Genomic DNA, 12,587 nt, shown 5'->3' on the forward strand with positions numbered 1-12,587 from the left:
TAAAGGTATACGCATAGCACTGCGTATACCTGAGTTACTTAATGCGGCAATTATCTACCTTCACCAATCCAGTCTTTAAGCCAGACACCGGACTCTTTTAGTTGACTATCCACGAAGTTTTGATTGGCACACGTATTTCTTTTCCAAATAGCGCCACTGCGAAAGTCATCAGAATAATTCCAGTTGGTCCAACTGATCTTTTTGCGCTTCATCAGATCGATATACTTTTGCGTACTAATTCGGTCATTGGAACCATCGCCGTCATAGTTTTGTGCGCCCCACTCACTAACAAATACAGGCAGCAGATCTGACGCCTTATCAAGGACTGAGCGATAACTGTCTTGGTGTGATGCTGCGTAAAAGTGAAAGGTATACATGATGTTATTGAATGGAACCGGATCATTGAGCACATCCTCAACGCTGCCGCCGCTAGAATGACCAAAGGTTGCCCAGCCATGAGTGCCAACAAGTACGATAGCATCTGATTGAATGGCACGGATCACAGGAATAATCTGTTCGCTATATTCACGTACCGCAGTCCATGTGACGTTATTAGGTTCGTTCGCGATATCATAGATGATATTTTTACGGTGTTTGTTTGCTGTCACTATATCGGTGAAAAATCGCTTTGCAAGCTCAAGATTAGCGTTTGGATCGCCAGGTGTAAGTTGGTGCCAGTCTACTAATACATACAAGCCACGTTGACTGGCCATATCAATCAGTTTATTCATTTCATCCGTGAACTTCTCTGGATTCGTAGCATATCCGCCTTCTTGCACGTACATGCTTAGGCGAATAATATCCGCTTGCCAGTCAACAGCAAGTGTGTCGAATGATAGATCTGTTAAGCATTTTCCCAGTCCATACCATTGCAGTCCATGACTACTCATACCGCGTAACTGAATTTTTTCTTGGCGCTCGTTACAAAGCCCAGTATCACAAACTGAAAGCTGTCCATGACGTTCAAAAGGCGTGATCCGAGTATTGCTATCACAACGCCCTAAGTATTGCCATGCCGAGCTGGTTCCTGGCTCTGACTGCGTCCACCAGTTGGCTTGATAGAGTTTATTTTGATGTTGCATTTTATCATTGGTATTGGCATGAGTTGGGACTCCTTGCCAGTTTGTTTGTGGCCAGTCAGGGTAAGTATTGATACCATCACAAGTGATGGCTTGTGCCTGACTCATACCAAGGCCTACCGCCACAGCGGCTGCAGTTAAATTGACTGATTTCATTATAATGTCCTTTACATGTGTATTGTTGTTTTGCTGGCTGCTAGAAAGGCATTGATTATCTGAAGCTCCGATTATCTAGCCCAGCACACTCTAATCTAACTAAGAAAATATAGGTACGTCTTAGACTTTAGTCTGAACCTGATCGTAAAGTATTAATATTGGATAGATATGTGCCAAAGAGAGTAACAGAGATAAAGTATTTGCTAATCTTAGGCTTAGGATAGGGAATGAGACAACTGACTTATTTTCTTTGGGGCATTTGATAAAAAGTGCCGCGAATCATTATTTATACCAATTTGCTTAATTAAGAGGTCTATTTTGAGGCGAGAAAATCTTGTCGATAACTAGGCAAAAATTTTGCTATTTAGTTGTTCTAAATGAGAAATTTTTAACGCTGTTAGCGTCAGATTTACTCCTTCAAATTGAGCAAGTATTAAGTCAAATTGGTATTAATCTGAGGTCTGAGTGGGGAATGCGATTTACCTGCATTATGTAGGTAAGGCGAGTCTATGCACCAACAGCGGGGAATTGACACTGAGCCCAACACCGTTAGCGCTAAAGCTCAAGTTACTTGGTTTTGCTCTGTGTGTAGCGACTCAATAGTATACTGGCCACTTGCTGCTTCACGGCCCGTTTATCGGTAGGGTCGACATCAAAGCGTTTAGCTAATAGCATGATTTCGTCATCAGTTAGATTGAAAGATAACCGTTGCCTCGTTTTTTTAGATTTTACTTCTAAACCGAGGATCTTCCTTATCATATCCGATGGGGTTAGCTCTTCATCTATTGCTTGTTTTTTGATACTTTTTTGCACTTCAGTGGTTAAGTCAAAGGCCATCTGTGTGGCCCTTAATGCAACTTCCTGACGTTTCCACTTACTCTCTCTGTCAGTCACGAGTTGGCTCCAGGAAACAAATCTATAATATCGCTAAGTGGTCGGCACATGGTCAGTGATACATCCGTTTCACCACCATCCCAGACTTCGATGTTGATAGCATATTTTTCATCGCTTGAAATAAGCTCTATGACTTCACAGGCTTCACCACTTTCATCTTGATAGCGTGGTAAGGCGCGGTCACGATAATCGCTGTCATAAAAATAGCAAACATAGGGAGCTTCACTTTGCTGATAACTTTTTCCTAAAAATCGTTCCAACGGCTCAGGTGTGGCTTGGGTATTAATGTGAGTCAGCGACTCTTCATCAAAAATCCGTGCGAACTCATCAAGACTGAAAATCGCGTCGACATCTTCTCGTTGGATCTTGATTGAGAAGTTGGCGTACTCTTCACCATCGCTTTGTTCTATCTGTAAAAAAGTAACCTTGCCTGAATCACTTTCAAGCACAAATTCGTATTCGGCACTTCGTTCATACTGGTATGTTTGCACCCCAATCACTTTGAGTGTTTTGCCTTTTAGCCAACTTGGGTATGCAAATGAATCAATGATAGTGAGCATGTCTCCAACTTTTAGATCTTTGGCATGATCAAGTTGTCGCTCAGGTGTTTTTTTAGATTTAAAGAAACCAAACATGATGCACCTATAGGGTTATCAAAAATGATAAAAAGGAGGCTAGGCCTCCCTTCTTAAAAAATAGCAAGTTTACTTGTTTTGCTTCGCTTTAATGCGCTCAAGAATATCGTTGCTCTTTGGCGTAGAGCCAATTCCAGCTTCAGCCATTTTTGCTTTTAAATCAGCACCACTGGCAGCTGCTTCTAGCTCTTTCGCTGCGGCGAGTTGGTCTTGTCTATCTTGTTGGCGCTGCTTGATACGCTCAAGAGATTGACGGGCATTTACCATTGATGACTCATTGGTGTTTAGTGTGCTGTTCACTGCCATGGTCGCTTTTTGAACGCTGTCTGTGGTTTTAACCATAGTCAATTGGCGTTGATTTTCCTTTATCGACTTTTCGGCTTCTTTAATTTGTTGCTTCAATAAGATTACATGTTTACTAAAGCCATCTAGCACTTGTTGGTGCTCTGCACGCTCATCTTCAAATTCGCTGATTTTCTCTGCTATTTCAACCGCAAGCGCTTCATTACCCTTTTCTAGTGCTTCACCTGCGTAGTTTTCATGTTCAATGATGCTGTCTTCAAGCGATGCGAGTTTGCGCTTAGTTTGCATTTCTTTAGCCATCACTTCAGTAAGACTTTTCTTCGCTTTGGCTAACGCGTTTTTAGCATCTGCAATCTCTTGCTCAAAAATACGGATGCCGTTTGCATCAACAATTGATTCACCAACTTCTCTCGCACCACCACGGACCGCGGTAAATAATTTCTTTAAAATACTCATTTCACAACTCCAATACTAATCATTCAAATACATAGTCACAGCATCTAAAGCTTCAATGGCATTATCAGCTAAGGTGACAAGTTCGTGCGTGATTTCATCAATTGAGGAGGAAACAGCTAGAGCACCAAATATTGCATACTGCTCATCAATTTTAGCAAACGCACTCAGAGGAATAGGCACATTGAGTTTTAATAATGCTTCATTTAACTCGTTGAGTAACTCAGGTTTCACTTCATTTTCGTTGAACAAGTAACTAATACACACTAGTTGCTCTTCAGTCTGAGTTACAAAAATCGGTAATTCGTCATTTCCGTCAACAATCACTTGCAATACATCCTGCTCGCCTTCATTAGCGATTAGGAATGATTCGAAGTTAGCACCTTCAGTTTCAAATGATGCTAATTTGATTGATAGTTCATTTAATTCCATCTTCATTTACCTTTTCGTATTGACATATTATGTCTGAGTTAAGATTTGCACGTAAGACATATTATGTCAATGGTCGCGCGTTAATTTTTGTACAACTCATCTTCAGTTTGCCATGCTTGGCGATAGTAATCATAGAGCTTTCCCGTCCCTAACTGATTGACTTCTATATCTTTTGCGTCATCAAAAAAGTGATTTGGAAATGCAAAAGTAGACAATAAATAATTTTTATTGATCCAATTACTTGCCACAGGCAACGTCGTGACAGTGCGAATTCTTTCACTTGCTGGTTGTCCTGCTCTGGTTGCAATTGTCCAACCCCACTGGCCAAATGAGGGAATATTTTGCTGATATTGTTCCACATGGGTGAAGCCTGCATGCTTGACGGTTTTAGCGATACTAATAAAAGCTTTTTGAGCATGGTAGGGCGAAGTTGATTGAATTGCCAAGGCGCCGTCTGGTGCGAGTAACTGACGCACATGGTTGTAAAAATAGTCGCTGTACAATTTGTTCAAATCAGGGTGGTTTGGATCGGGTAAATCAATAATGATAGTGTCAAACTGCCGCCCTTGATCGAGCATTTTTTCAACTTCTAAAAATGCGTCTGCAACAATGACAGTAGCTCGCGGATCGTTTAACGCCCCCTTGTTTAATGTAGTCAGTTTGGCTGTGATCTCTGGTTTTTGAGGAAACGGTTGATCCGCCAAGCCAAATAGTGACAGTAATTGCCCATCCAAATCTATCAAGGTGGCACTTTTTACGGGCCATTCTAATACATCGCGTAATGCGAGCCCGTCGCCACCGCCAATGATCAAGACATTTTCACGACGATTTGAAGCAAGCATGGCAGGGTAGACGAGCATGGTATGGTAGATTTGCTCATCCACAGACGAAAATTGCAGTCGGCCATTTAGGAATAAGTCATTAATGGGAGTCGGCTGTGTGCGACTCAAACGCTCGGTAATAACAACATGCTGATACTTGGTTGCTTCTGAGTAAATTACTTTGTCTTTGTACAAGACATTGCTTAGGTCTTTCATCCAAATAGAGCCATTATTTAAGATGATAAAAAAGATCCCTAGTAACAGAAAATGACAGACAAAAAGTAGTTTAGATAGCTTTACATGGGCTTGATAGCGCCATAAAAAAATCAATCCAGCAATAATATTGAAAAGTGCTGTCCATGCCGCGGCTTGCATGATTGGCAGTGCCAGCATAATGGTCACCCATATTGCTGCACCAACGCCTGCCCCGATGTAGTCTGCGCCATAAATAGTACCAGCGTTATTTTCAAGAAAACGGCCATATACTTGTTGACGGATCCTCGCTATCAGTGGAATTTCCATGCCGATAAAAATACCTAAGATTAACCCAAATACATAGGGAAGAAATCGTGCAAAGTCTTGTAGTTGCTCAAATGGCATGCCATCAAGCAGGCTGTCTGTCGGCAAGCTGTAGATACTAGATAACGTATGGGGCAGCGTGTAGGTGAGCGCGATGACGCTGGCAATGATCAAAATACTACTCATTCCCAGCAGTGCGATTAAGCTTTCAAGCCAAGCAAAGGCTGTAAAAGGATCCTTGAACCAACGAGCTAAGAAAGCGCCAATACCCATGGCAACTATCATGGTGCCTATCATTGCATAAATTGCACTTTCGACAGAGCCTAAAACGCGTCCAGCATAGTGGGAGAGTAAGTATTCGTAAATAAGGCCGCAACCAGCCAAAATAGCCATTACGCCGATAAGTAATGTGTCGTGACCGAGCAACGACCAGTTGCCGGCCACCTTTGTTGAAGTTTGTGGTGCTGTTTCGCTCAAGAGTTAGGCACCTAGCAAACTTGCCATCGTTAAGCCAATCGCAAAAGAGAGTGCCGCTGAAATGGCTGCAACACCAACATTCTTTTGTCTATTTACTTCATCAGAAATATCTTTGCCAGCAAGGATGATTTTGATCATCACCAAGTGTAGAACAATAAAAAGCAGCACACTGCCAAGGGCACAAAGGCTCCAATATAGCAGGCTAGCATTGATATCGTCGGCAACATAAGGAGCGATACCCGAAGCTGCGGTAAGCGCCAAAGCAGAGCCGATTAAAAAGCCAGCGTAACGGATCCCCACAGCAACATTGTTGTCTTTAATTGCCTGCTGTAAGCAGTCGCCACTCTTGTTGGTGCGTTTGAATAGTTGTACACGATACTGAGTTACCAATAGCATACAGATGTTCCCGATAACAAAAGCGGCAACGACGATGGGTAAGCCATACCATCCCTCAGTAAGCACCCATAACAAGGCTGAGCGTATCACAATGGCAACACTTACCACATGGCCAAAGTCGATAAGTGCAGCTGTGACGTTACCTTTGATGATCTCATCATGTAGGTCGACCTTTCGCAGCGCAACTTTGTCTTGAAAAAAGTGACCAAGTTTAATCAGTACGATCCCCACGATGCCATAACCTGCCATTTGAATCGCTTCTTGAGCAAGTGAACTGGCAAATGCGCCACTGGTTATACCTGAGATAACGATAGCTAAACCAGTTAACCCAGCTGCAAAGCTCAAGCCAAAAGCAAAATTGTCTCTTTCTGTGATCTCGTCGTTGGCGTGGAGGTTAGACACCAAGCCTTTAATATATTTTAAGCTAACAAATAGCGCGACGATCACCGCCATATCTATTAGCAATGCTTGAAAAGTCCAAGCTGTTAATCCGTTAAATTGATACATGTGTTAACTCCGCTATATATGCGCTATTTGCCCCGGCTTACGCCGCGGGAGGTTCTACTTGAGCTATTGCGAATTGAGCCTGAACTGGAAGCTCTTGAATAGCTGCTTCGCGTAACCGACGAGGGGGTATTACTGCTTCGGCTTAGCCCTGATGCGCCAGCTTTTTTCTTCGCATAAGGACTAGTAAATTGTTTGCCTTGGCGTTGATAGGACTGCTTAGTGCGTTTCACTAATTCAGTTTGGCGTTTGTAGCTCTTATAGCTGGTATATCTGTGGCGACCATAGTCGCTGTAATAGCTATATCTTCGATGTTTACTCCAGCGGCCATATTCGACGTCGCCGACAATGTCGCCAAGCATGCGATAAACACCATACCACACCCAAAAGCTTGTTCCATTTGAGTCAGTTTGCCATTCACCATAGTTTGCATTACCGACAAGCTGGTTACCCACCGCTGCCTGACCATTGTTTGTTATGTGTTCTGCCTGTTGGCTGATAGCACCGACACGGGCTAATTTACCATCAGACATATCCGCTAACACATTGATAGGATCGGTTAGTGCATCATTAAACAGACTAATTGAGGCTGCCTCTTTTAACAGTATTGCTTGGTTAATGATATCGTCGCTGCTCATTGTCGGAGCTGGAGATTTAAGGGATTGATAACGAGTCAATAAACTCTGATAAAGTGTGCCACTGCTCGTTGCATCTTGTGCGATGATTTTAGCAATTTCACTAAGTTGAGGTTTTTGCTGAGCGAGTACTTTGCCATACTCAGTCAATAGGTTGGCATTTCTTAGCTGTTTTTTATCAAGCGCAGTACCCAACGTATTAATCGCTGTTGAGGCGTCTTGAAGTGTATGTGTGATGGTTTGCTGGAGGCGCTCTTCTTTTGATTCACAGCCTAGCAGAAAACTCATTACACACAGCAGGCTAACTAATTGCCAAATTTTAAAGTTGGACATTCATGTCACCTAATCTACCTTGACCATTCGTGTTAATGTGCTGCCTTATTGCCTTTAAGTCAACTATTAAGCTTTATAATACCAAGCCTTAAATTGCCTTAAATTGTAACAATAAGTCAGAGAGAGGGTTTTCTTAACTTATATCCCTAACATCAATATTGTCCAATTAAGCAGCTGATTATGACAAGCGCATGGCATTACAGTAAAAACTATCGTCATACAGACTCTATTGTTATAAGTATTGTTGTTAATATTGCAAAAAAGCAGTAGTTATAAGGTTATACCAATTTTCTTAATTAAGTGGTCTATTTTGAGGCGAGAAAATCTTGTCGATAACCAGGCAAAAATTTTGCTATTTAGTTGTTCTAAATAAGAAATTTTTAACGCGGTTAGCGTTAGATTTACTCCTTCAAATTGAGCAAGTATTAAGTCAAATGGGTATTACTACTGCCTATTTAACCTGAGGTTGCTTGTTACTCAACTCGCTTAGCTATGTTGCTCGAGCATGTCGTAGATGATGTCTTCAAGTGCTTCGATGTCTTCTGCACTTATTAATAGCCTTGACTTAGACTCATCAAGATCGAGGGCTTCAGCAAAAAAGCCTTTTAATCCTCTAGCTTTTCTATCCATTTCGAAAATAACTTCTAGCTGTTTGCCACGGGTAAAAAAGACCATCTCGACTTCATCAAAGCGACCGTGAAAATCGCCTGTGATGGTTTTAAACTCCAACTCCTGCACAAATGGAAGACGTGAAAAGGATACTTCATCAATACCTTCACAATCAGACTCATAAAGTTTAAAACCAAGGGCTTCCATCGCATCGATTACGGCTTGTTGTAGCTCAGAAGGCACAATGTGCAGATAGTCGCGGTCAGATTTATCAAGTGCCATATCAATGTCGAGGTTGGTTGCAATCCACGTCTTAGATTGACCCACGGTCAGTGGAGTCTCTTCTGCTAAATCGAGCGCAAATGGAATATGCTTTTCATCACCAGGTTCGATGGTAAATTGTTCATCTATATGAAATGCAGCGAGAGTATGCGATTTAGTAACCGTTATTGTCTCACCTTCACTGTCTTCTTTTTCAACGGTGTAATTACACATTACTTTTAGATCTATTTTGTTGATCTCTTGTGCAACTTTGCCACCAATGATTTTTACAATGCCAGAGATTTCTTCGCCAGGAGCGGCTTGATGATGATCCAGTACGGTGTCAACTTTTGCTGCGCCAATACCGACAGCCCCAAGGGCTTTTTTAAAGAAAGACATATTCATCCTTATTTATGTTATGACCTTCCATCATGGAAAGTTTTGCGCTGTCGATTATAGGAATTAATAGAGATTCGTCAAATGCTTTTCTGTTTCGCAGACGCTGTTTTCTGGGTTGTGTATTATTTTTCAACAAGATGAATTAGAGTGTAACATTAACCCAATCAGCGCTAATAAATTCATCTGACAATAACCTCAATCATGGTACACTTCGCGACTTTTCAGTTGTTCGAGGTAGAGAATGAAAGTCGGGTTTGATTACGGTAGCTCCAATTGCGCAATGGGCGTCATGAAAAATGGTGAAGTAGAATTACTGCGTCTTGAGCAAGATAAACATTACCTACCTTCAACTATGTATGCCATGCACAATGCACTCATCCCCGCTTTTGTGCACCGCCACGCTGTTATTACGGATCCCGACTACGCTCAGTCTCGTCAAGGCTTACTGAGTGTTGCTCAGCAGGCAAAACGTGATTTAGATCTTGCTTCGCAGGAGACAGGCGTATTTTTTGGCCAGCAAGCCATTAACGAATACATCGAATTCCCCGAAGAAGGCTTTTACGTTAAATCTCCCAAGTCTTTTTTTGGTGCTGTTGGCCTCAAGCCACAACAAGTTGCATTTTTTGAAGACATCGCAACGGCAATGATGTTAGAGATTAAGCAGCGAGCCGAATCTCAATTACAACAAACACTTACTGATACAGTTATCGGTCGCCCGGTTAACTTTCAATCCGTCGGAGGCGAAGAGAGTAATCAGCAGGCTATCAGCATTTTAACTACAGCAGCCAAACGGGCTGGATTTCAAGCGGTAGATTTTTTGTTTGAGCCTTTAGCTGCGGGAATTGAATATGAAAGTCGCCTTGAGCGCGATAAGTTGGTGTTAGTTGTCGATATTGGAGGTGGTACTAGCGACTGCTCTTTTGTGCGTATGGGGCCGAGCTATCGCGACAACGACCAGCGACAACAGGACTTTTTGGCACACACCGGAAAGCGTGTAGGGGGTAATGATTTAGACATCGCTCTTGCTTATCATCAGTTAATGCCGCTATGCGGGCTAGGTTCAAAGATGAATTCAGGCCTGCCAATGCCGAGTCAACTATACTGGCAGGCATGTAAAATTAATGACATCCAGTCACAACTAGATTTTTATAGCGATAAACTAACACGTGAACTAAAAAGCATGCTTCGTGACGTTGCCGAGCCGGACAAATTGGCACGTTTACTGACCATTCAACAAAATAAGTTGACCCATCAGGTTGTCCGCGAAGGTGAGCTTGGCAAAATAGCGCTATCTGAGCAGGAGCAGTTCAACGCCGATCTGAGCTTTATTGGAGCACACTTAACTCAAACTATCACACAGCAAGATTTTGCTGACGCCGTGATGTTAAATCTTGAGCAAATGGGAGCGCTTGCCAAAGAAGCGATAAGCCAAGCAGGCGCAAAGCCTGATGTGATCTATTTAACCGGTGGTAGTGCGCAGTCTCCATTGCTTAAAGCAACCCTTGCGCAGCAAATTGGTGATATTGAGATGGTTAACGGTGACAACTTTGGCAGTGTGACGGCAGGGTTAACTAAGTGGGCGGATAAAATATTTAAGTAACGCTTACGGCCATCAATGTGTCTTAGTATTTACCTGAACTTGGGGTAAAAAGCTTTCCTTGCCGACATGGATGTAGGCAAGGCGAAAACTTTGCTATTTAGCTGTTCTAAATAGGAAATTTTTAACGCAGTTAGCGTCAGTGTTACGTCTTCAAATTGAGCAACTATTAATGCTAATAGGTATGACAGCCCCTAAAAACGAGAAGTATCATCAATTAGCGTAATAAGTTGACAGCTAGCGCAATAAAAATTAATCCTGAAATACGATCAATCCAAATGGGCGCGGCTGGGTGTTGTCGAAAATATCCTGCAATTTTATCGCCGCCATAGATATACATACAGTCTATTGGAAAGGCTAAGATAGGATAAAGTAAGCCAAACATCGCCAACTGCATCGTGGTTGAAGTTGCTAAATTACTATCGACAAACTGAGGAATAAAAGCGATAAAAAAAAGTGCAACCTTTGGATTTAACACTTCAGTCATCATGGCTTGCAGCATTACATTTTTAGGCTTTTTTGTGCTTACATGCGGTTTATCCTCACAGGCCAGCTGGGCTTGGCCTAACGTATCCTTAATCGTTATGATGCCAAGATAAGCAAGATAAGCTGCACCGAGATATTGTACTGTGGTATAGGCTGCTTCTGAGGCTTTTAGTAGTGCTGACAAACCTACCACAGCAAAAATGGTGTGGATCACGCCACCGAGTGCAAAGCCCAATGCGCTTTGCATGCCAGCAGCACGGCCATTAGTAAAAGTTTGCGCCATCAAAAATGCGTTAGAGGGGCCTGGCGCAACAGCAATCACGGTGCTGGCGATTAAGAATGAAAATAAGTATTCAGGGTTTAGCATCATAGCGCTTATCGTTATATGAGATCCTTACCAATCCATACCACTTTGCCGAGGATCTCCAATTGCTCTAATTCATTCGGCATCACGACTTGCTCTTTGTACTCTTTATTATCACTAATCAAGCGCACTGAGCCATCAAAGTTTTGTTGCAAGCGTTTGGCATAAAGCTCTTCACCAAGTCGCACCACGTAAATCAGCCCTTCACTGAGCTTTTTATCTGAGAGATCGACTAGTATAGTGTTGTTGTTATGAATGGTGGGCTCCATAGAGTCGCCCTTGGCAAACACCACGACGAGTTGTGACTTGTCGAGATTTTTAAATTCAATCCACTTTTTTCTAAATGCGAGATAACGTGCGACTTCTGCACTTTGGTTAAATGCACCATGTCCTGTACTAACAGAAACGTGATACCCAGGGACAATAACGAAGTCTTCATTGAATTCATCTAGAGAAATATGTTGCTGAATGACTGGAGATGGCGTTTTGCAGTCAACCGGTACGCCAGTGACTAACCACATTAGGTCAACATTTGCTTGCGTTGCAATGCGCTCTATAACACTTAATTTAGGATCTTCGCCTTTTAATATTCTGCGCAGCGTCCCTTCTGATACATCAATTTTTAACGCAAAAGCTCTAATGCTGTCTGGCTTGATCGCATATTCTACGCGCTCAGCTAAGCTCATGAGACTTTGTTCCATGCGTTGCCTCTTTAGTTATAATACATGTCCCTCATTATATGAGCTATTTTTTACGAAGTAAAATCATTTGTGACGCAAAAAAGATCCACTTATTAGTTGTAATGCGTAAAAAATAGATCTATTATCTTCATTAAATTACGCATTTGATGCAGTTAGTCAGTGTTTGCGTAAATAAGTGATTAGTTTTATTTTGGCTTATTTGCGCAATATTTTAAGGAATGAGTGTGATGTTAATGAGCCAACCATTAGTTTCTGAACGTGCACCACTTGGTGCAGCTATCTTAAGATTTGCCCGTAAAAGTCGCGGGTTTACTCAGGCAGAGTCAGCGGCAAGCTATGGTATAGAAGAGCGCACATTAAGACGCTGGGAAAATAATGAATACAATCCTAAGTGGAACGACGTCGTTGCTTTGGTAGAAGATGTCTATTTAATGGATATCGTACATGTGATTGTGGGGCTAAGAACAGCAACAGCTGCGTAAAAAATTAAAGCCAGCTTTCGCTGGCTTCGGTAGGTGACATCGCTATGGTAG

Annotated in this window: 13 protein-coding genes; 2 read left to right on the plus strand and 11 right to left on the minus strand. The window is 42.2% G+C overall.

Annotation, left to right across the window (positions count from 1 at the left end):
• Positions 1–50 precede the first annotated feature (50 nt).
• The 9 genes from F9Y84_RS01960 to F9Y84_RS02000 all read right to left on the minus strand — a co-directional run bounded on the left by F9Y84_RS01960 (position 51) and on the right by F9Y84_RS02000 (position 8,906).
• Entirely contained in the window at positions 51–1,235 is a 1,185-nt protein-coding gene (locus tag F9Y84_RS01960) for a cellulase family glycosylhydrolase (protein WP_147389335.1), read from the minus strand.
• A 567-nt stretch (positions 1,236–1,802) separates the two neighbouring features.
• Complete coding sequence (locus F9Y84_RS01965) at positions 1,803–2,129, minus strand: hypothetical protein (protein WP_125250868.1); 327 nt, start codon at positions 2,127–2,129, stop codon at positions 1,803–1,805.
• Positions 2,126–2,764, minus strand: coding sequence for a DUF4178 domain-containing protein (locus F9Y84_RS01970; RefSeq protein WP_147391320.1), 639 nt, complete (start codon positions 2,762–2,764; stop codon positions 2,126–2,128). Before F9Y84_RS01970 ends, F9Y84_RS01965 begins: the two co-directional genes overlap by 4 nt.
• Positions 2,765–2,833: 69 nt before the next feature.
• Positions 2,834–3,523, minus strand: a complete 690-nt coding sequence (locus F9Y84_RS01975) for a PspA/IM30 family protein (RefSeq protein WP_147391321.1) — start codon at positions 3,521–3,523, stop codon at positions 2,834–2,836.
• A gap of 15 nt (positions 3,524–3,538) precedes the next feature.
• Positions 3,539–3,952 carry a DUF2170 family protein gene (locus tag F9Y84_RS01980; RefSeq protein ID WP_125250865.1) on the minus strand — a complete coding sequence of 138 codons (414 nt, stop codon included), beginning with the start codon at positions 3,950–3,952 and terminating at the stop codon, positions 3,539–3,541.
• An 80-nt stretch (positions 3,953–4,032) separates the two neighbouring features.
• On the minus strand, positions 4,033–5,685 hold the full coding sequence (locus F9Y84_RS01985) for a polyamine aminopropyltransferase (RefSeq protein WP_244297447.1): 1,653 nt from the start codon (positions 5,683–5,685) through the stop codon (positions 4,033–4,035).
• Between the two features lie 87 nt (positions 5,686–5,772).
• On the minus strand, positions 5,773–6,672 hold the full coding sequence (locus F9Y84_RS01990) for a DUF350 domain-containing protein (RefSeq protein WP_125250863.1): 900 nt from the start codon (positions 6,670–6,672) through the stop codon (positions 5,773–5,775).
• Between the two features lie 23 nt (positions 6,673–6,695).
• On the minus strand, positions 6,696–7,637 hold the full coding sequence (locus F9Y84_RS01995) for a CHAD domain-containing protein (RefSeq protein ID WP_128729774.1): 942 nt from the start codon (positions 7,635–7,637) through the stop codon (positions 6,696–6,698).
• Between the two features lie 486 nt (positions 7,638–8,123).
• On the minus strand, positions 8,124–8,906 hold the full coding sequence (locus F9Y84_RS02000) for a sporulation protein (RefSeq protein WP_147390730.1): 783 nt from the start codon (positions 8,904–8,906) through the stop codon (positions 8,124–8,126).
• 241 nt (positions 8,907–9,147) lie between these two features.
• Here F9Y84_RS02000 and yegD point away from each other — a divergent pair, with 241 nt between their 5' ends.
• Positions 9,148–10,506, plus strand: a complete 1,359-nt coding sequence (gene yegD, locus F9Y84_RS02005; protein WP_147390729.1) for a molecular chaperone — start codon at positions 9,148–9,150, stop codon at positions 10,504–10,506.
• A 214-nt stretch (positions 10,507–10,720) separates the two neighbouring features.
• Here yegD and F9Y84_RS02010 read toward each other — a convergent pair whose 3' ends face one another.
• The gene (locus tag F9Y84_RS02010; protein WP_128732619.1) at positions 10,721–11,356 is read right to left on the minus strand and encodes a LysE family translocator; all 636 of its coding nucleotides are present in this window, start codon (positions 11,354–11,356) and stop codon (positions 10,721–10,723) included.
• Between the two features lie 14 nt (positions 11,357–11,370).
• Entirely contained in the window at positions 11,371–12,054 is a 684-nt protein-coding gene (locus F9Y84_RS02015; protein ID WP_125250859.1) for an XRE family transcriptional regulator, read from the minus strand.
• Positions 12,055–12,281: 227 nt separating this feature from the next.
• Between F9Y84_RS02015 and F9Y84_RS02020 the strand changes: the two genes are divergently transcribed.
• Positions 12,282–12,536, plus strand: a complete 255-nt coding sequence (locus tag F9Y84_RS02020; protein WP_125250973.1) for a helix-turn-helix domain-containing protein — start codon at positions 12,282–12,284, stop codon at positions 12,534–12,536.
• The last annotated feature ends 51 nt before the right edge of the window (positions 12,537–12,587 follow it).

This window comes from Pseudoalteromonas peptidolytica, from assembly GCF_012641745.1.
GTDB lineage: Bacteria > Pseudomonadota > Gammaproteobacteria > Enterobacterales > Alteromonadaceae > Pseudoalteromonas > Pseudoalteromonas peptidolytica.